Here is a 24,188-nt window from a genome sequence, read left to right on the forward strand (position 1 = left end):
GATCGTCGTGGGAACGCGCCCAGCGCCGCATCCCGTGCGGCACGTAGTCAGTCGTGTAACACGTCGCGCAGCTCGCGCCGCGAGGCCACGCCGAGCTTCCGGTAGACCTTGCGCAGGTGGTAGTCGACGGTGTTGGCGCTGAGGAACAGGTGGGCGGCGATCTCGGCGTTGGTGCCGCCGGCGCGGGCGAGGCGGGCGACGGCGGCCTCCTGCGGGGTCAGGGCGGTCTGGTCGTCCATGGGCGCCGGTCGGTCGAGAGTGTGGCCGAGGGCGGCCAGCTCCCGGCGGGCCCGGTCGACGAACGCGGTCGCCCGGACCCCCTCGAACATCTCCAGCGCGGTCGTGAGCTGTTGGCGGGCGTCGCGCCGGCGGCGGCGCCGGCGGAGCCACTCGCCGTGCACCAGGTGCGCGCGGGCCAGGTCGCCGTGGGCGAGCGTGCCGGTCAGCGTCTCGGTCGCCTGCCGGTAGTGCTCCTCGGCCTGGTCGGCGCCGGCCAGCAGCGCCCGGGACCGGTGCAGCAGGCCGCGCGCCCACGGGGTGCCGGCCCGGCGGGCCGCCTCGGCGAGGTCCGCGCAGGCGCTCTCGGCGGTCCGGCGGTCGCCGGCCCGCAGGGCGGCCTCGACCAGATCGGGCAGGACGCGGGCGTAGCGGCCCGGCCGGCCCGGCTCGACCAGCGGGCGCAGGCGGTCACGGGCCGACGCGTAGTCGCCGTGGCCGAGGTCGCTGATCGCCAGGCTGTGCTGGGTCAGCGTCACCATCGAGCCGAGGCCGACCTGGTGGAAGAGGTCAAGGGCCGGGCGCAGCGTGTCGCGTTCGGCCCGCCCGAGGCGCCAGGCGACCAGTTCGGGATGGCGCCAGACCAGCTCGCGCTCGGCGGTGATCCCGATCGCCCGGCGCAGCCGGATCCCGGCCATGTCGTGCCGGTCGGCCTCCGTGAGCCGGCCGAGCGCGGTGTCGCTCATCGTCGCCATGAAGTGGATGACGCCCAACGCCTGCAACGCGCCGGTCCGCCGGGAGGCCGCCTCGCCACGGTCCAAGATGGACTGTCGTGCCCGGTCGTCCCAGAGCACCGTGCACAGGTGGACCGCCACGACGAGATGCGGGAGCAGCTCGGCGGCGGGCAGCCGCGGGTCGTTGACGGCCGCGACCGCGCGCCGCAGGGCCTGCGCGCCGGGCCCGATGCCGTCCTCGATCAGGGCCGCGTAGCCGGCGAGGAGCAGCGCGGCCGTCCCGGTCGGCCGGTCGCCGGCGAGCCGGCGGGCCGCGGCGGCGAGGTCGGCCTCGGTGGTGTCCTCGATGAGGTGCTCGACGGTGATGGCGTGCTCGACGGCGTGCAGCACGGCCGCCCTGGCCTGCTCGGGCCGGGTCGCGCCGAAGGCCTCGGCGGCGGCGAGGCAGATCGCGGAGGCGCGCCGGTTGGCCTGCGGCACCCCGGCGGTGACGGAGGCGTTCGCCTGGATCAGCAGCGCGGTGCCCCGCTCGGGTTCGACGGCGCGCGCCCCTTCCTTCAGCAGGTGCAGGGCCCGGGTGGCGGCGCCGGCCTTGTGCGCGGCCTCGGCCGCCCGGACCAGGCGGACGGCCCGTCGCTCCGGGTCGACGGTCAGCTCGGCGGCCTTGGTCAGGAACGCGGCCCGCGCGGTGTGGCCGCCCCGGGCGCCGGCCCGGTCGGCGCCGCGTTCGAGCTCGGCGGCGACCGCCTCGTCCGGACCGGTGCTGGCCGCGGCGAGGTGCCAGGCGCGCCGGTCGGCGTCGGTGCCCGGGTCGGTGACGGCGGCGAGGGCGGCGTGCACGGCGCGGCGCTGGGCGGGCGCGGCGCTGCCGTAGACCGCCGAGCGGACCAGCGGATGCCGGAACTCGACCGGCGGCGACCCGGTGACCAAGCGGTCCGCTTCGGCGGGGCCGGCGGCCGAGGCGTCGATGCCGAGCCGGTCGGCGGCGGCCAGCGTGCTCGTGCTGCGGCCCGCGTTCGCCGCGACGAGCAACAGCCACGTGCGTGTCTCGGCCGGGTAGCCCCACACCTGCGCCGAGTAGTGCGCCTCCAGGCGGCTGCCGATGGGCGCCGGGTCGGGGAGCGGGGCGGAACCGCGCAGCTGGGCCGTGGTCAGCTCGCGGGCCAGGTCGGTCAGGGCGAGCGGGTTGCCGCCGGTGGCGTCCGCGATCCGCCGCGCGAGGTCCGGGTCGACGGGCGCGCCGACCACCTCGGCGAGCAGGCGCGTCGCCTCGTCCGGCGGCAGGCCGCCGATCTCCAGGACGGGCAGGCCGGCGAGCAGGTCCGCGTCGCCGGCCTCGGGTCGCACGCCGAAGAGCAGCACCACGCCCTCCGCGTGCAGGCGGCGGCCGACGAAGGCCAACGCCCGCAGGGACTCCCGGTCGAGCCACTGGGCGTCGTCGACGACGAACAGCCGCGGCGTTCTCGCCAGCAGGGTCAGCGCGGCCAGGCTCACCAGGAACAGGTCAGCCGGTGGGCCGTCGGCGAGGCCGCAGGCGACCTCGATGGCCGCCCGCTGGCTGTCGGGCAGCCGGTCCCGCTGCGGGAGCAACGGGAGGAGAAGCCGGTGCAGGGCGGCGTACGGGAAATCGGCCTCGGACTCGACGCCGCTGATCGTGTGGGCCGCGGCCGCCGACCGCTCCGCGTGCCGCAGGAGGGCGGTCTTGCCGACGCCGGCCTCGCCGCGCAGCACGAGGGCCGCGCTGTGCCCCGACCGCGCCTGCGCGAGCAGGGCGTCCAGGGTCGCGCACTCGGAGTCGCGCCCGACGAGCCGCACGCCGGCAGCTTATCCAGCCACTGTTGCGCGGCCGCGTCGGAACTTCGGGTCAACTGCGGCCCCACTGCGTGGTCTGCGTCCCGCCAATGGGACACCGTGAGCGCATGGTGCTCATGCGGATCGCCCTCCTCGGACCCGTGCGGGTGTACGCCGCCGACGCCCCGGTCGCCGTCCGCGGCCTGCGCGCCCGGCGGGCGATCGCGTTGCTGGCGTTGAACGCGGGCCGCCCGGTCGCCGTCGACCACCTCGTCGACACGCTGTGGCCTGAGGACCCGCCGGCGACCTGCCGGGAACAGGTCTACAACTGCGTGGCCGGCCTGCGCCGCGCGCTGGGCGCGACCGTGATCCGCGGCGACGGCGGCTACACGCTCATGGTCGCCGCCGACCGCGTCGACGCGCTGGCGTTCGAGGCGTCGGTCCGGTCGGCCGCGGCGCCCGACCGGGCCGCGGCGGTCGCGGCCCTCCGCGCCGGCCTGCGCCTCTGGCACGGCGACGCGCTCGAAGGAGTGGCCGGCGGGCCGCTGGGCCGGGTCGCCACCCGCCTGGACACGCTGCGCGGGGACGCCTGGGAGCGGCTGTTCGACCTGGAGCTGGCGGCCCGCCGGGACACGGACCTGCTGGCGGAGCTGGCGGCGGTGGCCGAGCGGTATCCGCTCCGGGAGCGCCTGACCTGCCAGCTGGCGACGGCGCTGTGGGAATGCGGTTGGGCGGCGCGGGCGCTCGAGGTGTGCCAGGAGCACCGCCGCCAGGTCCGTGCGGAGTTCGCGGTCGAGCCCGGGGCCGCCGTGCGAGAGCTGGAGGCCCGCATCAGATCGGGCCAGACCGCACCCGCCCGACCCGCTGCGTCGCCCGCCGCCGGCACGGCTGCGAGCCGGAGCCCGGGCCGCCGGCCCAGGCCGGCGCCGCATGCCGGTGCGGCGCCGGTCGAGCGGGCTCGGGTCGATCGGTTGCTGGCCGAGGTGCGGGTGCTGCTGGCGGAGGTGCGCGGCCTCGTGGCCGATGCCGGCGGCTTCAGCTGCCCGACGTGCCCGCCGGGGACGTGACGGCGCCGCCGCTATCCCGGGTCGGCCGCGCTCGTCGGGTCGGCCGCGCCTGTCGGGTCGGCCGCGCCTGTCGGGTCGGCCGCGCCCGCTGGTTCGGCCAGGCTCGCTGGGTCCGCCGCGCTCGCCGGGTCGGGGAGTTTGATCGAGTCGCGCCAGAGCTGTTGGGCTGTGGGCAGGTCGCCGAGGGCGCGGTGGGCCAGGCCCAGGACCACGCGGTAGGTGTCGGCCGCGTTGCGGTCGCCGAGGCGCTCGAAGTCGTGCACCGCCTCCGTCAGGTCGTCGCGGGCCGCGGTGGGCTGGCCGGCGGCGAGGTGGGTGAGGCCGCGCTCGCTCAGCACATAAGCCGCGCCCTCGCGCATTCCGTGGCGCCGGGTCGCCTCGAGGCAGGTCTCGTGCTCGGCGAGCGCCTCGGCGTGGCGGCCCAGCGCGTGCAGGCAGCGCGCCGTCTGGTGGCGGAGCATCACGCCGGCCACCTCGGCGCCGGGTGGGACCTGGCGGCGGGCTTCGGTCAGTACGGCCAGGCCCTCGGCGCCGCGGCCCTGGGTGGCGAGGCATTTCGCGAGGTTGATGCGGGCGTTGACCGCTCCGGCCACGTTGCCCAGCGTCTCGAAGAGGTCCAGCGCCGACCGGTGGGCCTCGATCGCCGCCCGCGGGTTGGCCTCGCAGAACCGCAGCAGCCCGATCAGGTTGAGGGTGCGGGCCTGCGCCGCGCGGTCGCCGAGCGTGCGGGCCAGCGCCGCGGCGGCCGACAGGTGCCCGCCGGCCAGTGTGTAGTCGGTGCGCAGGATCGCCAGGTGGCCCAGGTTCATGGTGGCCAGCAGCGCCGCGGGGCCGTTGCCGTCGCGGAGGGCGATCTCGCGTACGGCGTCGGCGAGCCGTTGCCACCCGTCCCACTCGCCCGCGGCCCGCAGCTGGGGACCGAGGGCGCGGACCAGGTCGGCGCAGGCCTCCGGGTCGACGTCGGCCCGCACCTCGGCCGCGAGCGCGACCGCGGCCACGATCAGCGGGGCCTCGGCCGCCAGCCACCCGGTCGCCGCGGCGGCGTCGGCGAACGGTGGCGTGGGCAGCTCGTCGATCGTCTGCAGCGCGGCGACGGCCGTCTTGCGGTAGCCGTCGACCAGCCGGCGGACGAGCCGGGCCGTGGTGTCCGGCGGGTCGACGGCGTGCGAGACCTCGCGGGCGAACAGCCGCGCCAGGTCGTGGTAGCGGTAGCGGCCGGGGCCCGGCGAGAGCAGCAGCCGGGCGTCGACCAGCTCCTCGGCGATCTCGGCGGCGGTGCCCGCGTCGAGGTCGAGCGTGGCGGCGGCCGAGTCGACGGAGATGTCGCCGAGCCGCGGCCGGGCGAGCAACCGGAAGGCGTCGGCGAGCCGGGGTGAGAGCGCCTGGTAGCTGAGCGCGAAGCTGGCCCGCACCGCCTCCTCGGCGCTGGGGCCGAGCTCCCGCAGGCGGCGGTCGCCGATGAGCCGGTCGGCCAGGTCCCGCATGGACCAGGCCGGCCGCGCGGCCAGGCGGGCCGCGGCCAGCCGGACGGCGAGCGGCAGCCGGCCGCAGGCGTCGACCACCGCGGCCACCGCCGCCGGGTCGGCCGCCGTCCGGTCGGCGCCGGTGACCGTCGACAGCAGGCGCGCGCCCTCGTCGACCGAGAACAGGTCGAGGTCGACCGCCACCGTCACCGGCAGGCCGGCCAACGGCGCTCGGCTGGTCAGCAGCAGCGCCGCGGGCCCGGCGCCGGGCAGGAGCGGCAGCACGCCGCGGGCGCCGGGGACGTCGTCGACCACCATGAGCACCGACCGGTCGGCCAGCACCGACCGCAGCAGCGCGGCCCGCTCGGCGGCGTCGGTCGGCACGGCCCCGGCCGGGGTGCCGAGGGCGCGCAGGAAGCGGCCGGCGGCCTGGTGCGCCTCGGCCGGCCCGGCGTGCCGCAGGTCGACGAAGAGCTGCCCGTCGGGATAGCGGCCGCGGACCCGGTGCGCCACGTGCAGCGCAAGGCTGGTCTTGCCGACGCCGCCGAGCCCGGAGATCGCGACCACCACCGGCTGGCCGCCCGGCCGGAGGGCCTCGACCAGCCGCTCGACGACCGGCTCCCGCCCGGTGAAGTCGGGCAGGTCGGCCGGGAGCTGGGCGGGGGACGGCACAAGGTCGTCGCCCGTCAGCGCCCGCACGAAACGGTCACGCTCGGCGTCGCGGAGGCCGAGGGCGTCGGCGAGCAGCCGGATCGTGGTCGACCGGGGCGAGCGGACCCGCCCGGACTCGAGCGCCTGGATGCTCCGCACGCTCAACCCGGTGGCCGCCGCCAGCTCCTCCTGCGACAGCCCCAGCCGCCGCCGCAGGACCCGCAGTGGGTGTGCCGCCATGTCCACATCGAACACCTTCTGTGTGTGCCGGCCCAGCGGATATCACCCAGTGGCGAGCGACCCGGCGAAGGTGGTCACGAACCGGCGCAGATCGGCCGGCTCGGGGGCGTGGTCGGGGTTGATCTCGGTCAGCACCAGCCCCGCGAAGCGCGGGCTCGCGGTGAACACGGCCAGGCTCGCGGCCAGCTCGCCGAGGCGCAGGCCGGTGGGTTCGTCGCCCGAGTCGGGGACGTCGGCCAGCGGGGTGTCGTTGAACGACAGCACGTCGACGTCGCAGTGCAGCACGAACCGTGGCCCCGCCGCCTCGATCGCCGCCAGGGCGCGAGCGGCCGCGCCCGCCGGATCGGCATGGACCTCGTCGGCGTGCACGTGGAAGATGCCGAGCTTGTCGAGCAACGCCAGCTCCACGTCGCCCTCGGGCAGCGAATGGCCGTAGGAGACGACCTCGCCCGCGGTGAGCAGCGGCGCCCGCGGCCCGGCCACCTCGGGGACGTGCCCCGGGATCGCCAGCAGATGGGCCACCCCCATCGCGTCGAGGTTGCCGTTGGCCCGCGTGTCGGGCGTGTAGAGGTCGGGCCCGCCGTCGACGTAGAGGAGCGCCGGCGGCGATCCGTGCGCGACGAAGCCCGCCACCACCCCGACGGTGATCGAGCAGTCGCCGCCGACGACGAGCGGCGTCTGCCCGGCGGCCAGGATCCGCGCGGTCGCGGCGGCGGTGTCGGCGGCCACGCGGGCCACCGCCGCGGCGTTCTTCGCCGTGGGCCGCCCGGGATCGGGCCGCCAGCGGAACCCCGGCACGTCACCGTGGTCGGCCACCCCGCCGGGCAGCAGCTCGGCCAGACCGGCGGCCCGCACCGCGGACGGCCCCTGCTCGAGCCCGGGCGTGTGCGCGCCGGCGCTGGACGGCACCCCGAGCAATCCCCACCGAACATCCATGCCCGTCATGCTCACACGCACCACCGACAAGAATCCGATCGGCCGATGCCAGCCGCGGCGAACCGGTGGAGGATCTCGCGACGATGAGCGCCGAGACCTGCCCCCGCTGCCTGACGACCACCGTCACCCTGGACCGCGCCGCGCCCTGGTGCCCCCGCTGCGAGTGGAACCTGGACGCCTTCGACCAGGACCGCCGCGCCCCCGAGCTGGGCTGGCGCTGGGTCGACCGGCGGCTGCACCGGCTGGCCTTCCGCCTGGCCCACGGCCAGTACGCCGACCTGGTCAAAGCCGACCTCGCCCAGCGGGCCACCCTGCCGCGCGTCGTGATCGGCACCGTCTCGGTGATCCTGCTGGCCGTCTTCCTGGCCCTCGTGGTGGGCGGCGTGCTGCTGATCGCCCGCGGCTTCCCGAGCTGGTGGCTCGTGCCCGGCGCCGTCCTGCTCGCGGTGGCCTGGATCCTCCGCCCCCGGCTGGGCCGCCTGACCGACCTGGACGGCGACGAGATCACGAGGGACGACGCGCCGCACCTGTTCGCCCTTCTCGACGAGGTGGCCACGGCGGTCGGGACGACCACGCCGCCGACCGTGCTGGTCGATCACGAGGTCAACGCGTACACCACGACCGTCGGTTTCCGCCGCAGGCGGGTGCTCTGCCTGGGCCTGCCGCTCTGGGCCGTGCTCGAACCGCAGGAGCGGGTCGCCCTGCTCGGCCACGAGTTCGGCCACTTCGTCAACGGCGACGGCCGCCGGTCGATGCTGGCGCAGCCGGCCCTGCGGATGCTCGGCGAGGCCGCGATGCTGATCCGCCCGGGGTACGAGTCTCCGGGCGGCAACGTGCTGGTGATCCTGGCGGAGCTGGCCGCCCGGGGCGTGCTGCACGTGCTGAGCAACCTGCTGCTCCTCGGCCAGGTCGTGCTGCTCTGGATCGGGCTGCGCGACGGGCAGCGGGCCGAGTACCAGGCCGACGGCATCGCGGCGCGGGTCGGCGGGAGCACGGCCACGAGCACGCTGATGGAGATCATGGCGGCCGGCGACGTAGTGCACATGCTGATCCGCCGCGACGCGCGGGTCGGACTCGGCCCGGCGGACTGGCGGTCGTCGGTCGCCGGGAGCGGCCTGCGCGGGGGCCCGCGTACCGCCGCAAGGCTCCAGCTCTCCGTCCGGGACGACGCGTCGCTGTTCGCCACCCACCCGCCGGCCGGGCTGCGGTCCCGGATGCTCCGCGAGCGGACCCACCTCACCCCGGCCGTCACCCTGACCCCCGCCCGGGCCGAGAAGATCGACGCCGAGCTGTCCGCGCTCCAGGAGGCGTTCCGCCGGGAAGCCACCTACGCGTAGGGGGTGTCACATACTCGGTGGCGGCGGTGCTCTCCAGATGTGGACGTCGAAGGGCAGGGGAGCGCACTGCCGATCACGCTGGCCGGAGGCGCCCGGCGCACCGGTCGGAAGGGCGGTTCGGTGTCGAGTCCGTCGAGCCGGGAGGCCGTCCGGGGCGATCTCGAACAGGTGTTCCGCTCCGCGTACCCGCGGGTGGTGGCCGTCGCGGCCCGGGTGCTGGGCTCCCGCAGCGAGGCCGAGGACGTGGCCCAGGAGGTGTTCCTGACCTTCGGCCGGTCGGCGGTGCCGGCAGCCGAGGCGATGGGCTGGCTCTCCGTGGCCGCGGCCCACACGGCCCTCAACCACCTGCGCACCCACCGGCGCCGCGCGGCCCGCGAGGTCGCCGTCAGCAACGGGCACGGCGCCGAGCCCGACGTCGCCGACGCGGTGGTGACCCTCGACGAGCGCCGGCGGGTACGCGCGGCGCTGTCCCGCCTGCCCCGCCGGCAGGCCACCGCCCTCATCCTGCGGCACAGCGGCCTGAGCTACGCCGAGGTCGCCGCCGCCCTCGACCTTTCACCCGGCAGCGTGGGCACCACCGTCCGGCGCGCCGAGTCCGCCCTTCGCGAGGAGTTGAAGCGCCATGCGTCATCCGAATGACGGCACGCTGCGCCGGCTGCTGGACGAGCCGGCCGGGGTCGCCGACGCCGACCGCGCCCACGTGACCGACTGCCCGTCGTGCCGGACCACCCTCGCCGCGATCCAGCGGGACGCCGCGGCGGTCGCGACCGCCCTCGGCGCCGACGTCACCGCCGACGTCGACGCCGGCTGGCAGCGCTTGAGCGCCGCGGCCACCGCCGAGCGCCCCCGGGCCACGGCCCGCCCCGCCCGCCGCTGGCGGACCCTGCTGCGCAGCCCGGTCGCGGCCGGCGTCGGCGTCGCGGTCGTGCTGGTCGGGGCCGGCGCCGCGGCCGCCGGCGACTGGCTGCAGGTCTTCCGCACCGAGGCGATCGCGCCGGTCACCGCGCCCGAGGCCGACCTGATCCAGATCCCCGAGCTCGACGAGTTCGGCGACCTCGTGGTCACCGAGCCGGTCCGCATCCGGCCGGCGACCGGCGCCGACGAGGCGGCCAAGGTCAGCGGGCTGGCCGTGCCCACGGTGGCGAGCCTGCCACGTGGGGTCTCGGGCGAGCCCAGCTACCACGTCGGTGCGCGGGCCAGCGCGCTGTTCACCTACCGGGCCGCCAAGGCGGAGCAGACCGCCCGGGCCAAGGGGCACACGCTGCCGCCTCCGCCGCCCGGTCTCGACGGCAGCCAGTTCCGGCTCACCGCCGGCCCCGGCCTCGCCGCGGTCTGGTCGGCCGACCGCCCGACGCCCGGCCTCGTGGTGGCGCGTGCGGTGGCGCCGACGGCGTACTCCACCGGTGTGCCGTTCGGGACCGCCCGCGACTATCTGCTGTCGCTGCCGATCCTGCCGGCGAACGTCGCGGCGCAGCTGCGGAACTTCTCGGCCGACGGCACGACGCTGCCGCTGTTCACCTCGGTCGAGCACATGAAGACGTCGACGGCCGAGGTCGGCGGCCTGCCGGCCACGGTGCTCAGCTCGCGTGACGAGACGCTGTCGGCCGTGGTCTGGCTCGACGGTCCGGTCGCCACGGTGGTCGCCGGCCCGCTGCGGACCGACGAGGTGCTGGCCGTAGCGCGTGCGCTGGGGTCCCGTTGACGGCGGGGGAGGCGCAGCTCGACACGATGCTCGCGGAGCTGCCGCCGACGGCCGCGGTGTGGGCCTCGGGCCTGCGCAAGCGCTACCGGAAGCGGACGGCGGTCGACGACGTCTCGTTCACCGTCGGCCGGGGCGAGGTGGTCGGCCTGCTCGGCCCCAACGGCGCCGGCAAGACCACGGTGATCAAGATGTTGCTCGGGCTCGTTCGGCCGGACGCGGGGGAGGTGCTGCTGCTCGGCCGGCCGGCCGGCGACCCCCGCGCCCGGGCCAAGGTCGGCTACCTGCCGGAGCTGTTCCGCTATCAGCCGTGGCTGAGCGCCACCGAGGTGCTCGCGCTGCACGTGCGGCTGGCCGGGGCCACCGTACCCGTGGCGGAGCGGATGGAATGCCTCGAGCTGGTGGGCCTCGCGGACCGCGCCGGCGACCGGGTCGGCGGCTTCTCCAAGGGCATGCAGCAGCGGCTCGGGCTGGCGGTCGCGCTGGTGGCCCGGCCCGAGTTCGTGGTGCTCGACGAGCCGACCAGCGCGCTGGACCCGCTGGGCCGGGCCGACGTGCGCGACCTGCTGCTCTCGCTGCGGGCCCGCGGCGTGGCCGTGCTGCTCAACTCGCACCTGATCGGCGAGGTCGAGCGGGTCTGCGACCGCGTGGTCATCCTCGACAAGGGCCGGATCGCGGCCGCGGGCACGCTGGCGGAGCTGCTGGGCCAGCGCGAGCTGCGGCTCCGTCTGGACAAAGTGGACGCTGTGGCCGAGGAGCGGCTCGCGGCGGCGGGTCGGGTGGCGCGCGACGGCGACGACTGGACCGTCGAGCTGCCGGCCGAGACGGATCCGGCGGTCGTCCCGGATCTGGTGGCCGATCTGGTCGGGCTCGGGGTGCGGGTGCACGCGGTCGAGCCGGGCCGGATCAGCCTCGAGGAGCGGCTGCTCGACATCCTGCGCACCGGCCAGCACGAGGAGAACCGATGACCGTCCTCACCGTCGCCGCCCTGACGCTGCGGGAGGCCGCCCGCCGCAAGGTGCTGCGCGCCCTCGCCGTGATGACCGTTCTGCTGCTCGGGTTGAGCGCGTGGGGCTTCTACCGGCTGGACGCCGAGTTCGGCGGGCTCACCAGCGGCGAGGCCCGGATCGCCTCGTCGATCGTGCTCAACCTGGTGATGTTCGGCCTGAGCCTGATCGCCGCGCTCGGCACCGCGTTCCTCGCCGGCCCGACGATGGCGGGCGAGATGGAGTCCGGCACGGCGCTGGCGATGCTGGCCCGGCCGGTACGCCGGTCGGCGGTGCTCGTCGGCAAGTGGCTGGGCCTCGCCGTGTTCGGCAGTGGGTTCGTCGCGGTCGCCGGGCTCGCCCAGTTCCTCATCGTCTGGATCACGATGGACTACTGGCCGCCCCGACCGGTGCTCGGCCTGCTGCTCCTGGCCGCCCAGACCACCGCGCTGCTCACCCTCGGCCTCCTGCTGTCCACCGTCATCTCGCCGATGGCCTCGGGCATCGTCGCGGTCGGACTGTTCGGCGCGACCTGGATCGCCGGCGTCGTCGGCGGGGTCGGGCAGGCGCTCGGCAACGCGAGCGTCGAGCGCATCGGCACGGTCTCCCGCGTCATCCTGCCCACCGACGGCCTGTGGCGCGGCGCGATGAACGCGATCCAGGACCCGTCGGCGCTGCTGGGCCTCGGCCCGGGCATGCGGGGCCACCCGTTCATGAGCGACGCTTCGCTGACCCCGGTGTACGGCGCGTGGGCGATCCTCTGGGTGGCCCTGATCCTCGGCCTGGCCGCCCTCTCGTTCCGCCGCCGCGATCTCTAGTAGAGGTCCTCGCAGCCGGTGACGGTGTCGACGCCGTCGAAGTCGCAGCGGTCGCCGGCGCCGGCGCCGCCGTTGAGGGTGTCGGTGCCGGCGTCGCCGACGAGCCAGTCGGCGCCGCCGTAGCCGAACAGCAGGTCGTCGCCGCCGTAACCGAACAGGGTGTCGTCGGCCGGGCCGCCGATCAGCACGTCGGCGCCGGCGTTGCCGGTCAGGCTCACCTGGCCGGCCCCGGCCACGAGCCCGTCGTCGTGCGCGCTACCGGTCAGTCCCGCGATCCCGCCGCAGACGGTGTCGCCCTCGCCCGGCATCCCGTCGTCCCCGGCCGGCCCGCCGCCGACGGATACGAACACCCCTGCCGGATGGTCGGCGTAGCTGACGTAGCCGCCCACCGCGCACAGATCGTCGGCACCGGCGCCGCCGTCGATGCGGACGAAACTGTCGCCGGCCGTACGCGTGATCACGTCGTCGCCGTCCCCGCCGTACGCCTCGACGTAGGGGTCGGCGTCGTCGGCGATGGTGATGGTGTCGTCGCCGGGACCACCGCGGATCCGGGTGTACGTGTCGAAGAAGGCGTCGAAGACGATCGTGTCGTCGCCGGCGCCGAGGTAGACGCCGAACCAGGAGATGGTGTCGTCCTGCTCGGTGCAGACGACCTTCGTGTTGTCACCGGTGACGGTGGCGCAGCCGGCGCCGGCCACGATCGGGCTGCTGTCGTCGATCAGCCACTGCGTGACACCCGGCAGCCGGCCGTAGTTGGTCACCGTGACGGCGTTGGTCTTGCCGATCCCGCCCTCGTAGCGCAGAACGTTGTCGTCGAGCCAGTAGGCCTGGTTGGGCGTCGGCTGCGGCGCGGCGGTCGCGGCGGTCGGCACGACGATGGCGAGCAACGCGCCGAGCGCGGCGGCGCAGACCCTTCTCATGTGCGACAGCGTGGGGGACGGGCGGACTGTCCACAGTCACCCTTCCGACGCTGCGACCGGCAGAAGTGCTCAGCCGGTGACCGCGGCCGACCGTGCCTCGGCGACGACCCGGCCGCGGTCGGAGTTCGGGAAGTCGTCGAGCATCGCCCGGATGTCGGCCGCGTCGGTGTTGGCGCCGAACACGCTCGTGCCGGGCTCCATCCGCATGCCCTCGGCGAGGCCGCCGGCGTTGACGGGGTCGAAGCCGAGCGCGTCGACGATCTCCGCCACGGCGGCCACCGCGGCCGGGTCGTCGCCGGCGACCGCGATCGCCTTGCGGTCGGGCGCACCGGTGGGGCGGGCGCCGTCCTCGAGGTCGTGGTAGCCCATGTGGTTGAACGCCTTGACCACCCGCGACTCCGGCAGGAACGCCTGCACGATCTCGCTGGACGAGGTGAGCGGATCGGTGAGGTCGGCGCGGATCCCGTCGACCTCCCACCAGTAGTTCATCGCGTCGATGACCAGCTTGCCGCGCAGCGCTTCGGTCGGGAGCGCGCGGTGCTTGCCGAGCGGCAGGGCGAGGATGACGACGTCGGCCCGTTCCGCCGCCTCGGCTGAGGTCACCGCGACCGCGCCCGGCGCCAGGATCTCGACGACCAGCGCGATCCTGCCCGGGTCGCCCGAGCCGGCGATGACGACGTCATAGCCGGCGGCGACCGCCAGCCGCGCGAGAACCGTGCCGACCTTGCCGGCGCCGATGATGCCGATGGTGGTCATCTCAACCCGCCACCATGTCGCGGACCATGGGCGCCACCTTGCCGCCGAACAGCTCGACCGCGCGCATCCGGGCGCTGGCCGACGCGGGCCCGGCGCCGTAGATCATGTCGAACCGGCCGACGCCGAGCGCCTTGACCGCCCGCGCGATCTTGCGCGCCACCGTCTCCGGCGAGCCGACGTAGAGGGAGCCGTGCGCCACCTCGGACTCGAACTCCTCGCGGCGCAGCCGTGGCCAGCCGCGCTGGGCGCCGATCCGGTCGCGCATCACCTTGTAGGGCGCGTAGTAGCGCTCGACGGCCTCCTCGTCGGTGTCGGCGACGAACCCGGGCGAGTGCATGCCGACCGGGTGCGCGACGGTCCCGAGCTGGTCGGCGGCGCGGCGGTAGAGGTCGATGTAGGGCCCGAACCGCTCAGGCGCGCCGCCGATGATGGCCAGCATGAGCGGCAGCCCGTAGCGGGCCGTGCGCACCACGGACTGCGGCGAGCCGCCGACGCCGACCCAGGCGGCCAGCCGACCGGAGTCGGTCTTGGGAAACACGTCGGCGTTCTGCAGCGGCGCGCGGGTGGTGCCGCTCCAGGTGACCGGCTTCTCGTCGAGAAGCTTCACGAACAGCTCGAGCTTCTCCTCGAAAAGCTTGTCGTAGTCGGCCAGGTCGTAGCCGAACAGCGGGAAGGACTCGGTGAACGAGCCGCGTCCGAGGATCACCTCGGCCCGGCCGTCCGAGAGCCCGTCGAGGGTCGCGAAGCGCTGGAACACGCGTACGGGGTCGTCGGAGCTGAGCACCGTGACGCCGGAGCCGAGCTTGATGCGCCTGGTGCGACCGGCGATGCCGGCGAGGACGGTCTCCGGCGTGGAGATCGAGTATTCCGGGCGGTGGTGCTCGCCGAGCGCGATCGCGTCGACGCCGAGCTCGTCGGCCAGCACGGCCTCGTCGACCACTTGCCGAATGGCGGCGCCGTAGGACACCAGCTGGCCGGCGTCGTCCACCGGCACGTCGCCGAACGTGTCGAGGCCGAGAATCAGGTCGGTCATCGCGCGCCACCCCTAAGTACTTGACTCGTCAATCAGTCTAGCTCCGATACTTGACGCGTCAACGAAGAGGGGTGGGCCGTTATTCCGGTGGCGTCAGGCGGGCCACGGGGATCACCGCCGATGGTGACCCCCGTGACAGCTGGTGCTAATGCTGTGCGGCCAGGAGGTCGGTGTCCCGCAGGGACAGGAGGGTGGCGCCGGTGGTGTCGTCGACGAGCGCCACCCGGACCGCTTCCGGGGTGTACGCGGACAGGGGCACCGCGAACACCGCCGTCGCCGCCCGACCCTGGTAGCGGGCCGCGTAGCAGATCATCCGCCAGTCGTCCTCGTCCCAGTGCTCGCGCACGTCCGAGTTGACCAGCGCGCCCACCCGGCGGAACACCGCGCTCTGCTGCAGTTGCTGCATCGACCGCAGCAGCGGCACGCCCGACCCGCCACGCAGCGGATGGGTCACGTCCGCCCACGCCTGCCGCAGGGGCAGCAGCCACAGGTGGTCCAGCTCCGGCGACAGCGAGACGACGACCGCCAGCGACGCCGCCACCACGGCGGTTCCGCGGAGCGGGTGTGCCGCGAGGACGTCGTACCAACCGGTGGTCGACGAAGCGGCGACGGCGCTCGCCAGCACCAGAACACCGGCCCGGGCGATGCTGCGGCCCGACACCGGGGCCGACGCCGCGCTCAGGCAGCCGCACGAAGCGTCCGGGGCCGCGCGTCGCGCGTACACCAGATAGCCCAGGAAGCCCACCGACAGCGCCGTCGCCGCGTATCCCTCCAGCGCGACCAGCGGAGGCAGCAGAAGCGACGCGCCGACGACGAGCTCGACGCCGCCCAACAAGCGGTACGCCGGCAGGGCGCGGGACGGGCCGACCAGCCGGGTCAGCGCCGACCGTCGGGCGCTGGCCTCCGCGTGCCGGCTGAACAGTTTGACGCGCGCCGCCCACAGCAGCACCGCGCCGACGACCAGGGTTTGCAAGGCCGCGATCATCGGTCAGGCCGCCGCGTAGACGGTCGCGATGGAGATCTCGTTGGTGTCGGGGTGCCAGGCGCCCAGCACCTGCACGTGCCGGCCGACCTTGAGCAGCGACAGGTCCGAGACCGCGGGGGTGCTGTTGTAGACGGCCGCCGACAGGCCGGGTACGACGTGCGCGACGATCCGCTGTCCTTTGTGGTCAAGGTGCAGCAGGTTGCGGCCCACCGCGGCGATGTGGGCATGCAGGTTGACGATGTTGACCCAGATCGAGTCCGCGGCCAGGGTGCCGTCGGCGAGCCGGACGCCGCGCGCGTAGAGGCCGTCGCCGACAGCAACCTGGTCGAAGGTGGTGGGATAGAGCTTCCAGATGCTGGTGCCGTTGGTGACGTGGATCGAGTGCAGCACGCCGTCGGAACCGTTGGCCAGCAACGTGTTGCCGCTTATCTTGCTGATCCGGCCCTCGGCGAAGTTGGGGTCCGGAGCGCCGGGCTCGATCTGTTGCGCCTCGGCCGCGAAGGCCGCCTCGGGGGCGAGCGAGCCGAGTGTGGTCGCGCCGACCAGGCCGGCGCCGCCGAGCACGGCGGTGCTGAGCAGCCGCCGCCGGTCAATCCTGTTGGACATCGGGACCTCCTGTCACACCACGTCGACCGAGCAGGGGCGCAGACCCGACGAGAGGCTGGCGATCACGCTGTACGCCGCCGGAGTCAGGTCGATGATCCGGTTGGAGCCGCAGGCCGATCCGCAGCAGCTGCGCTCGCCGCAGAAGAGGTCGGTCTGCGGGCCGCAGTCGGCGATCGTGGTGCCGACCCGCGCCCCGTTGCACCGGTTGGTCGTGTAGTGCCGGAAACCGCAGCCACGCCGGGCCATGCTTACGCCGCAGCTGTCCGGCCGGGTGATGGTGAAGCAGGCGGCCGAGGCGTTCGGCCAGGCGTGCTGGTAGTTGCCCGAGCTGCAGGTGCCGCAGGCCCCGCGGCCGACCGAGCCGCACGGGCCCCAGGCGTTGCCGCAGCAGAACCAGGACATCTCTCCGATGATTGCCGCCATGGTGCCTCCTTCCACGCTCAACTAGAGCGACGGTCATCAATATTGACAACCATCCTTGAAAGGAAGCGACGAAGTCAACGACTTCGATGAAGTTTTCCTACCGCAGCGTCAGGATCAGGAGCCGACCCAGGCCGGGAAGCCGTCCCGCCAGCTGGGGAAGCGGGGCCGCCAGTCCAGCTCCCGCTTGGCCTTCGCGTTGGAGACCCCGCGGGCCTCCGTCATCTGCGTGACCACGAACTCGCCGGCGAGCGGCCGGGCGAGCCAGGCCGGCAGGTGCCGGGGCGGTTTGGCGCCGGCGACCTCGGCGAGGTAGGGCAGCCACTCCTTGACCGGGGCCGGGTCGTCGTCGGCGATGTTGTAGACGCCGGGCTCGCCGCGCTCGATGGCGGCGAGGGTCGCGGCGGCGCCGTCGCCGGTCTCGATGAACGACCAGACCCCGGTGCCGCCGCCGACCACGGGCATCTGCCGCTTCCGCACGGCGCTCACCATCGGATCCGCGTCGGGGTTCCCGCCGTAGAACGTGCCGTACCGCAGCACGATTCCTTCCGGCACCGTGTTGGGCACGACGTCGTCCACGTACCGGATCGCCGCCATCGCCTGCGCCGCGGACCGCACCGGTCGCTGGTCGAGCGGGTCCTCCTCGGTCTTCACCGGGCCGCCCGAGCGCTCGTAGATGAAGTTGTGGCCCTGTGCCACGACCCGGCGGGTGCCGGCCTCGGCCGCGGCCGCCAGCAGGTTGTCGGTGCCGCGGGTACGCAGCTCGCTGGTCGCCGCGAACTCCTCGTCGAGCTTGCGGAGGCTCTGCATGTCGGACAGGGCGGTCATCTGGTGCACGATCACCTCCGGCTCGGCCTCGAGCACGGCGCTGATCACCGCCTCCCGGTCGAGCGCGTCGACGACCACCGGCTCCGCGCCCGCCGCGCGCAGCCCCTCGACCTTGTCCGGGGACCGCGTCGTCGCGGTGACCTCATGGCCCGCACCGACCAGGGCCGGCACAAGATGCCGGCCGAGCGCTCCAGTCCCACCGGTAACGAAGACTCGCATGTCCGCACCTCCACGAGCCGCATTCCCAGTGGAGGCGGGTACTCAACACGTCAGGCCAGGGCGATCGGCGGGCGACCGGTCAACTTCTCGACCGCGTCGCCGGTCGCCGCCCAGCGACCCTGGCGAACCGACGCGAACATCGAGGCGTACGCGTAGATCCACCACTGTTCCTCCCCGAGCCGGCCCAGCGCGGCGGCGAACTCGGCCGGGCTGGTCTCGGCGTACGCGTACCCGGCCGCCGTGGCGACCTCGGCCATCGTCAGGCTGGCCGGCCCCGTCACGTCGTGGTGCGAGTCGGTGGGCTCGCCGAGCGCGAGCGCGGCGAGGCAGGCGGCCACGTCGTCGCGGGCGACCAGGCTGACGCGGTCGTCAGCGGCGGCCGGCAGCGCGACCGACCCGGTGCCGGCGGCGACCTGCCGCATGAGGTCCAGGACGAACTCGGTGTAGAGCCCGGCCCGGACGACGGAGTGCGGCTGCCCGCCGGCGCGCAGCAGGCGTTCGGTGTCGCCGTTGGTGAACGCGTAACAGAACGGGGACTCCAGCGCGACGTCGAGCCCGCTGAGCTGCACGACGTGCCTGACGCCCCGGTCGGCGGCGGCCGCGAGCACGTTGCGGTGGTGGACGACCACCCGGGCCGCCTCGCCGTCGCTGGACACGAACACGAGCGTGTCGACCCCGTCGAGCGCGGCCCGCAGGGCGCCGGGATCGTCGTACGGCGCCGTCCGGCTCGACAGCGCGACCACCTCGTGCCCGCCCGTCGCCGTCAACAGCTCGACGACCCGCCCGCCGACGCGCCCCGTGCCTCCGGTGACCGCGATCCTCATCCACGCCTCCCCATACTCGGCGCCTACAGCCTGCCCTCCACCGCCGACCGCCGCGTCGGCAGCGGCGCGGGCGCCGGCAACGGTCACACTAGGGCCCGGTCAGCACGAGCTCGGCCGTCTCCAGCAGCGTCCGGCGGACCAGGGCGTCCGGCACGTCGCCGAGGGTCGCGCCGGCGGTCAGGGCCGCGCGCAGCAGTTCCATGACCGCTACCGCGCGGATCCGGGCCACCGGTGTGGGCGCCGGGCCCGCGAGCCAGTCGCGCAGCCGGCTGTTGGTCTCGACGATGTCGCCGATCAACGGCGCCAACGCGGGGAGGATGCCGGCGGTGTCGCGCAGGAAAAGGTTGGCGACCGCGCGGTGGGCCAGCATCGTGTCGACACAGCGGCGGAGCACCCGGCGTACGTCCTCGGGGGTGTGCGGGCTGGCCTCGGCCGCCGTGACGACGTCGTGCCACTGCGTGAGCAGCGGCCGGACCACCGCGACCAAGAGGTCCTGTTTGGACGGGTAATGGTAGTAGAGCGACGCCTTCGTGATGCCCACCCGGTCGGCGATCTCGCGCAGGCTCGCAGTGGCGTACCCGCGGTCCAGGAACAGCGCGAGCGCCTGCTCGCGGATTCGGTCGCTCGTCGCGCCGCTGACGTCCATGGGCCACCTCGTCACGCCAACTCAGCCGGCTCTCAGCCGCGCCCCGCGAGGATATGGGGCGGCGCGGGGCGGCGCCAGCGGCGTACGATCTCATCTACCGTGCGGCAGGTTGGGGGAGCGATGTTCGAACGGTTGGGGCGGTTCGTCGTCTACAAGCGATGGTGGGTCATCGGGGCGTGGCTGATAGCCGCGGCCGCGACGGTCGCCTTCGCGCCGTCGCTCGGCGACGTGACGACGTCTGATCAGGCAGAGTTCCTGCCGAGCCGCTACGAGTCGATCCAGGCGACCGAGATCGCCCAGAGCGCGTTCGGGCGCACAGACGGCGCCACCGCGACGATCGTGGTCAAGCGGGCCGACGGCGGGCCGCTGACCGAGGCCGACCAGGCCACCGTGGGCAAGCTGGCCGAGACGATCTCGGCGGCCGGCATCCCCAAGGTGACCGGCGCCGTCACCGCGCCGCAGGCGGTCTCGCCCAACCGGCTCGTCCAGCTCGTCACCGTCGGCCTCGGCGACAACCCGCAGGACCCGACGTTGACCGCGGCGATCGCCGACATCCGCACCGCCAGCGATCCGGTGCTCGCCGACACCGGGCTGCAACGCCTGGTCACCGGCGACATCGCGATGTACGCCGACAACGAGGACGCGTTCAACGACGCGTTGGTCATCGTCGGCGCCGCGACCTTCATCCTGATCATCGCGCTGCTGCTGATCATCTATCGGAGCCCGCTGGCGGCCCTGCTGCCGATCGTCACGGTCGGCGTCGTGACCACGGTCTCGACCGGCCTGATCGCGACGATGGCCAAGCTGTTCGGCATGGACGCCGATCCGTCGATCGAGATCATTTTGACCATCGTGCTGTACGGCGTCGGCACCGACTACATCCTGTTCCTGCTCTTCCGTTTCCGTGAGCGCCTGCGCGCCGGCGACCAGGTGAAGCCCGCGCTGGTCACCTCGGTGCACCGGGTCGGTGAGGTGATCGCCTCCGCGGCCGGCGCCATCGTCATCGCGTTCCTCGCGCTGCTGCTCGCGGTGTTCGGCGCGTTCCGCAGCCTCGGCCCGGCGCTGGCGATCGCCGTCGTCATCATGGGCCTCGCGGCGGTCACGCTCGTCCCGGCCGTGGTCTCGCTGACCGGCACGGCGGTGTTCTGGCCGTCCAAGAGCTGGAAGCGCACCCCGAAGGGCACGACCTTCCAGCGGCTGGGCCGGTTCACCGGTCGCCGGCCGGTGGTGGTCGCCGTGCTCTCCGGCGGCCTGATGATCGGCCTGGCGGTCGGCTCGCTGTTCATGAAGACCGACTACGACCAGAACGCGCAGCTGCCCAGCGGCACCGAGTCGGCCGAGGGCTACGAGGCGCTGCAGGCGGGCTTCCCGGCCGGCGCGCTGGCGCCGACCCAGATCGTGTTCAAGGCCGACAACGGTGGGCGGATCGACCCTGCCTCGTTGACCGCGGCCGCCGACAAGCTGCGCGGCGTGCCAGGCGTCGGCAGCATCATGCCCGGCCCCGACGGGAGCCCGGCCACGGTCAGCCCGGACGGCACGGTCGCGCGCGTCGACCTGTTGCTGGCCGGCAGCCCCTATTCCAACGAGGCGCTCGACCTCGCGGGCGGTGAGCTGCGCGACGTGGCGCACGCGGCGGCACCGCCGGGCACGCAGGCCTACGTGGGTGGCCTCAGCTCGGTGTTCGCCGACATCAAGGACGCCAACGACCGCGACCTGCGGGTCATCTTCCCGGTCGCCGGCCTGCTGATCGCCGTGATCCTCGCGCTGCTGCTGCGCAGCCTGGTCGCGCCGCTCTACCTGATCGTCGCTGTCGTGCTCGGCTTCTTCGCGACGCTCGGCGCGACGGTCATCGCGTTCCAGGGCATCGGCGGCCGACCGGGCCTGTCGTTCACGCTGCCGATCATCCTCTACCTGTTCGTGGTCGCGATCGGCACCGACTACAACATCCTGATGATCGCCCGACTACGCGAGGAGGCGCGGCTCGGCCACGATCCCCGCACCGCCGCGGATCTGGCGGTCGAACACGGCGGCCCCTCCGTGGCCGCGGCCGGGCTGATCCTCGCCGGCACGTTCGCCTCGATGTTGTTGGCCGGCATCGCGTTCCTGATGGAGATGGGCTTCTCGGTCTCGGTCGGCATCCTCATCGCGGCGTTCGTGATGGCCATGTTCCTCGTGCCGAGCGTCACGGCGCTGGTCGGCCGCCGCGCCTGGTGGCCCGGCCACACCGACACCGGGCCACCGGCGCCGGCCGAACCGGACCTCGCGTTGGCGGGCCGGCCCGCCAACGAATGACGGTGTCCACTGTCGATTGACGACGGACCGAACAGGAAAGGATGCGGAGCGCAGCCGGCCGATGATTTCTCGATCGCATGCATTGACAGCGGTCGAGAAACCTGGGACACCTATCAGGTCATCGGCTCCTCGAGAAAGAGAAAGGCTGTATCCGACATGAATTTCCTCTTCGCCGTCATCATCGGCGTGGTCATTGGTCTGGTTGGTGGGCTGGCTCTGCGGGGCCGGCAGCCCAACGCCATCTGGCTCGCCCCCGCGCTCGCCGTGGCCGGCGCCCTCGTCGCCGCGGTGCTCGCGCTGATCTTCGGCGACGACCGGCAATACGGATGGAAGGAAATCACGCTGCAGATCGTCCTGGCGATCGCCGGCGTGGCCGTCACCTATTTCCTCGGCGCCCGCAAGCCGGCCGACACCGCGGCCACGCCCGCGCCGTGAGATAGCTGTGGCGGTCCGGGAAACCGGACCGCCACATCGGCACTCCCGCCTCAGAGCGCGGCATCCGCCGCCTGGATCTCCTTGCGGAACTTGGCGTGCGACCACGTCTTCTCGTCGCCGACGTTGATTCGCGCCCAGATGCCCTTCGCAGGGCCGATCCGCGTCTGCCGGGGCAGGCGGCGCACCACGTCCTGCGGCTTGGTCCCGTTCCAGTCGGTCGCGAAGACCACAATGGACCGATCCGTCACGGCGACGATCCGCCGCCGCACCATTGCCTGACCGAACAGGCCGGCGAACCCGCTGAGCCAGGGCGACGCCCCGGACTGCGCCAGGAAGACCTGTTGCACCTGCTCGCCCGGCAGCAACGGCTGCGTCCGAGCGACCAGCTTGTCGCGCATACTCATCCCCGTGCGTTCCTCTCCACTGCGTTGATCAATCGCCGCAGTGTAGAGCCTGTCACCACGGCACGACGTCCGGATGGGGCGGCGGATCCACGGAGACCTTTCCGGTGCCTACCACCGCTCCGGCGGTGTCGAGGGCTTCGAAGGTGAGACGGGGCGCGTCCGGAGCGAGCAGCGTGGCCGCCCGGCCGCGTACGTCGGCGCTGTCGATGACCGTCCCGTCGCGGACGGCGCGCACCGTGCGGACGCCGTCGGGCACGAGGACCAGCACGTCGGCGCCGCCGCCGAACTGCACGGGCAGCACGATGTCCGGATCGGCCGGGTCCTGGGCGACCCAGGTGCCTGTGACCTCGTCGCCGACCCCGACCCTGAGGTGCCAACCCCCGCCGGCCCCTGGGGTGGTGACGACCGCCGCTTTCGCGCCGTCGAGCACGCCACCCCAGAGCACCCGGGCGGGGCCGGTGGTCTGGTTGGCGTTGGTCCGCATGGCGTCGAGGGTCTCTCGCGCCTGTTCCCGGTCGACCTGACCACGGGCACCGACCACCGCCGCTTCGAGCTCGGCGTCGGTGACCGGCTCGGTGCCCCGCACGGTCGGCGCGGGCCGCTCCTCCTTGACCACGCCGTCGCACACGACGCGCCACCACTCCGCGCGTTCGGTCGCGGCGTCACGCACCACATAGGACCCCGTCGGCTCGGCCGTCCACGTGTCGACGGCGGGCAGTGGCGCGGACTCCACGACGCATCCGGCCGGGGCCAGCCCGACCGCGACGGCGGACGCCTCCGCACCCGGGCTCGAGGGCTGGAAGCGCACCTCGAACGGCTCGAGCCCGTCCCCGATGCCGGCCGTAGCGGCGGGATCGGCCAGCTCCGCCGCCGACGCGCCCGGTCGGGCCACCAGCCACGCGTTGGCGTTCTCCCACGCCGTCACCGGGTCCGGCACGGCGAGGTGGAACGCGACGAACGCCACCCGGGCCGCGCCGACGTCGTCGACGTAGAGGACGTTGACCTCGCTGACCGCGTCGGTCACCCCCTGGTACGCCCCGGCCCGCTGCCGCTCGCCCACCAGCCGGGTCAGGTCGGCGACGAAGCGCGGATCGGATGCGCCGACCGCGCCACGCGCCGGACTCAGCCGCAGCCGCTCGGCCCAGCCGTGGATGTCCTGCGGCTGCTCGGTCCGCCCGATCGTCGGGTCGCCCTCGGGCAGCTGGGGCACCGCGACGGTCACGGCCGCGACCACCGCCAGCGCCGCACCCGCCACCGCGATCCGGCGCCGCCGCACCCGGGTCCGCCGGATCCGCAGGCGCCCGTAGGGATCCGGCGCGGACCGCACGTCCGTCGCGACCTCTTGCAGCGCCGCACGGACGCGTTCGTCCACGGTCATCGCTGTGTTCCCTTCGTGAGTTCGCGGTCGCCGAGCGCGGCCCGCAGCCGGGCCAGCCCGCGCGACGCATGGCTCTTGACCGTGCCGACCGGCCACCCGAGCAGCGCCGCGACCTCGGCCTCGGGCAGGTCGTCGAGATAACGCAGGACGACCACCACACGGGTACGCGGCGGCAGGTCGCGCAAGGCGGCCAGCACCGCGTGCCGGCGCACGACCCGCTCGGCCGTATCGTCGCCGCCGTGCTCGGGCGGTTCGGCGCCGACCACCTCGCGGGAGCGCACCCGATGCCACACGCTGATGTGCTGGTTGGCCATGGCCCGCCGCAGGTAGGCGAACGGATCGTCGATCCTCCGCCAGCGCCGCATGACCTTCAGCAGCGCGGTCTGCACCAGGTCCTCGGCGTCGTGGGCGGAGCCGGTGAGCAGGTACGCGATCCGCAACAGCTCGCCGTACCGCAGGTCCACGAACTCCCGGAACCCGCCGTCGTCATCCGCCACCCGCACC

23 protein-coding genes are annotated in these 24,188 nt (G+C 74.2%); 8 read left to right on the plus strand and 15 right to left on the minus strand.

Going from position 1 to position 24,188, the window contains the following annotated elements:
* Positions 1-47 precede the first annotated feature (47 nt).
* Entirely contained in the window at positions 48-2,765 is a 2,718-nt protein-coding gene (locus O7635_RS27935) for an AAA family ATPase (RefSeq protein WP_278083459.1), read from the minus strand.
* Between the two features lie 104 nt (positions 2,766-2,869).
* Between O7635_RS27935 and O7635_RS27940 the strand changes: the two genes are divergently transcribed.
* The gene (locus O7635_RS27940) at positions 2,870-3,808 is read left to right on the plus strand and encodes a BTAD domain-containing putative transcriptional regulator (RefSeq protein ID WP_278083460.1); all 939 of its coding nucleotides are present in this window, start codon (positions 2,870-2,872) and stop codon (positions 3,806-3,808) included.
* Between the two features lie 11 nt (positions 3,809-3,819).
* On the opposite strand, the gene O7635_RS27945 is transcribed toward O7635_RS27940, so the two are convergent.
* Together O7635_RS27945 and O7635_RS27950 are read right to left on the minus strand one after the other, a co-directional pair.
* Entirely contained in the window at positions 3,820-6,162 is a 2,343-nt protein-coding gene (locus tag O7635_RS27945) for a helix-turn-helix domain-containing protein (RefSeq protein ID WP_278083461.1), read from the minus strand.
* Positions 6,163-6,204: 42 nt separating this feature from the next.
* Entirely contained in the window at positions 6,205-7,098 is an 894-nt protein-coding gene (locus O7635_RS27950) for an arginase family protein (RefSeq protein WP_278083462.1), read from the minus strand.
* Positions 7,099-7,181: 83 nt separating this feature from the next.
* Here O7635_RS27950 and O7635_RS27955 point away from each other — a divergent pair, with 83 nt between their 5' ends.
* From O7635_RS27955 to O7635_RS27975, 5 genes are read left to right on the plus strand one after another with little or no spacing between them, the layout of a single operon-like run.
* Complete coding sequence (locus O7635_RS27955) at positions 7,182-8,435, plus strand: M48 family metallopeptidase (RefSeq protein WP_278083463.1); 1,254 nt, start codon at positions 7,182-7,184, stop codon at positions 8,433-8,435.
* Positions 8,436-8,474: 39 nt separating this feature from the next.
* On the plus strand, positions 8,475-9,074 hold the full coding sequence (locus tag O7635_RS27960; protein WP_278083464.1) for a sigma-70 family RNA polymerase sigma factor: 600 nt from the start codon (positions 8,475-8,477) through the stop codon (positions 9,072-9,074).
* Entirely contained in the window at positions 9,058-10,137 is a 1,080-nt protein-coding gene (locus tag O7635_RS27965) for a hypothetical protein (RefSeq protein WP_278083465.1), read from the plus strand. Before O7635_RS27960 ends, O7635_RS27965 begins: the two co-directional genes overlap by 17 nt.
* Positions 10,134-11,102: an ABC transporter ATP-binding protein gene (locus tag O7635_RS27970; RefSeq protein WP_278083466.1), complete on the plus strand. Its 969-nt coding sequence runs from the start codon at positions 10,134-10,136 to the stop codon at positions 11,100-11,102. The genes O7635_RS27965 and O7635_RS27970 overlap by 4 nt, the downstream gene beginning before the upstream one ends.
* A complete protein-coding gene (locus O7635_RS27975) occupies positions 11,099-11,938 on the plus strand; it encodes an ABC transporter permease (protein ID WP_278083467.1) in 840 nt (279 codons plus the stop codon). The genes O7635_RS27970 and O7635_RS27975 overlap by 4 nt, the downstream gene beginning before the upstream one ends.
* On the opposite strand, the gene O7635_RS27980 is transcribed toward O7635_RS27975, so the two are convergent.
* The 9 genes from O7635_RS27980 to O7635_RS28020 all read right to left on the minus strand — a co-directional run bounded on the left by O7635_RS27980 (position 11,935) and on the right by O7635_RS28020 (position 19,175).
* The gene (locus tag O7635_RS27980; RefSeq protein WP_278083468.1) at positions 11,935-12,858 is read right to left on the minus strand and encodes a hypothetical protein; all 924 of its coding nucleotides are present in this window, start codon (positions 12,856-12,858) and stop codon (positions 11,935-11,937) included. The two genes, O7635_RS27975 and O7635_RS27980, sit on opposite strands and share 4 nt — an antisense overlap.
* 69 nt (positions 12,859-12,927) lie before the next feature.
* Entirely contained in the window at positions 12,928-13,614 is a 687-nt protein-coding gene (locus O7635_RS27985; RefSeq protein WP_278083469.1) for an NAD(P)-binding domain-containing protein, read from the minus strand.
* A 1-nt stretch (position 13,615) separates the two neighbouring features.
* Complete coding sequence (locus O7635_RS27990; RefSeq protein ID WP_278083470.1) at positions 13,616-14,647, minus strand: LLM class flavin-dependent oxidoreductase; 1,032 nt, start codon at positions 14,645-14,647, stop codon at positions 13,616-13,618.
* 145 nt (positions 14,648-14,792) lie between these two features.
* A complete protein-coding gene (locus O7635_RS27995) occupies positions 14,793-15,620 on the minus strand; it encodes a MauE/DoxX family redox-associated membrane protein (RefSeq protein ID WP_278083471.1) in 828 nt (275 codons plus the stop codon).
* Positions 15,621-15,635: 15 nt separating this feature from the next.
* On the minus strand, positions 15,636-16,238 hold the full coding sequence (locus O7635_RS28000; RefSeq protein WP_278083472.1) for a cell wall protein: 603 nt from the start codon (positions 16,236-16,238) through the stop codon (positions 15,636-15,638).
* Between the two features lie 12 nt (positions 16,239-16,250).
* Positions 16,251-16,661, minus strand: coding sequence for a hypothetical protein (locus O7635_RS28005; RefSeq protein ID WP_278083473.1), 411 nt, complete (start codon positions 16,659-16,661; stop codon positions 16,251-16,253).
* A gap of 114 nt (positions 16,662-16,775) precedes the next feature.
* Positions 16,776-17,705 carry an NAD(P)-dependent oxidoreductase gene (locus tag O7635_RS28010; RefSeq protein WP_278083474.1) on the minus strand — a complete coding sequence of 310 codons (930 nt, stop codon included), beginning with the start codon at positions 17,703-17,705 and terminating at the stop codon, positions 16,776-16,778.
* Positions 17,706-17,755: 50 nt separating this feature from the next.
* Positions 17,756-18,529, minus strand: a complete 774-nt coding sequence (locus O7635_RS28015) for an NmrA family NAD(P)-binding protein (protein ID WP_278083475.1) — start codon at positions 18,527-18,529, stop codon at positions 17,756-17,758.
* 88 nt (positions 18,530-18,617) lie between these two features.
* Positions 18,618-19,175, minus strand: coding sequence for a TetR/AcrR family transcriptional regulator (locus tag O7635_RS28020; protein WP_278083476.1), 558 nt, complete (start codon positions 19,173-19,175; stop codon positions 18,618-18,620).
* Between the two features lie 120 nt (positions 19,176-19,295).
* Here O7635_RS28020 and O7635_RS28025 point away from each other — a divergent pair, with 120 nt between their 5' ends.
* Together O7635_RS28025 and O7635_RS28030 are read left to right on the plus strand one after the other, a co-directional pair.
* Positions 19,296-21,467, plus strand: coding sequence for an MMPL family transporter (locus O7635_RS28025; protein ID WP_278083477.1), 2,172 nt, complete (start codon positions 19,296-19,298; stop codon positions 21,465-21,467).
* Positions 21,468-21,623: 156 nt separating this feature from the next.
* Positions 21,624-21,902 carry a hypothetical protein gene (locus tag O7635_RS28030; RefSeq protein WP_278083478.1) on the plus strand — a complete coding sequence of 93 codons (279 nt, stop codon included), beginning with the start codon at positions 21,624-21,626 and terminating at the stop codon, positions 21,900-21,902.
* A 50-nt stretch (positions 21,903-21,952) separates the two neighbouring features.
* Here O7635_RS28030 and O7635_RS28035 read toward each other — a convergent pair whose 3' ends face one another.
* From O7635_RS28035 to O7635_RS28045, 3 genes are read right to left on the minus strand one after another with little or no spacing between them, the layout of a single operon-like run.
* Positions 21,953-22,306 (minus strand): hypothetical protein, encoded by a 354-nt coding sequence (locus O7635_RS28035; RefSeq protein WP_278083479.1) that lies wholly within the window; start codon positions 22,304-22,306, stop codon positions 21,953-21,955.
* A gap of 52 nt (positions 22,307-22,358) precedes the next feature.
* Positions 22,359-23,684 (minus strand): hypothetical protein, encoded by a 1,326-nt coding sequence (locus O7635_RS28040; protein ID WP_278083480.1) that lies wholly within the window; start codon positions 23,682-23,684, stop codon positions 22,359-22,361.
* Positions 23,681-24,181, minus strand: a complete 501-nt coding sequence (locus O7635_RS28045; protein ID WP_278083481.1) for a SigE family RNA polymerase sigma factor — start codon at positions 24,179-24,181, stop codon at positions 23,681-23,683. Before O7635_RS28045 ends, O7635_RS28040 begins: the two co-directional genes overlap by 4 nt.
* Between the last annotated feature and the right edge of the window lie 7 nt (positions 24,182-24,188).

It is taken from the genome of Asanoa sp. WMMD1127 (assembly GCF_029626225.1).
GTDB lineage: Bacteria > Actinomycetota > Actinomycetes > Mycobacteriales > Micromonosporaceae > Asanoa.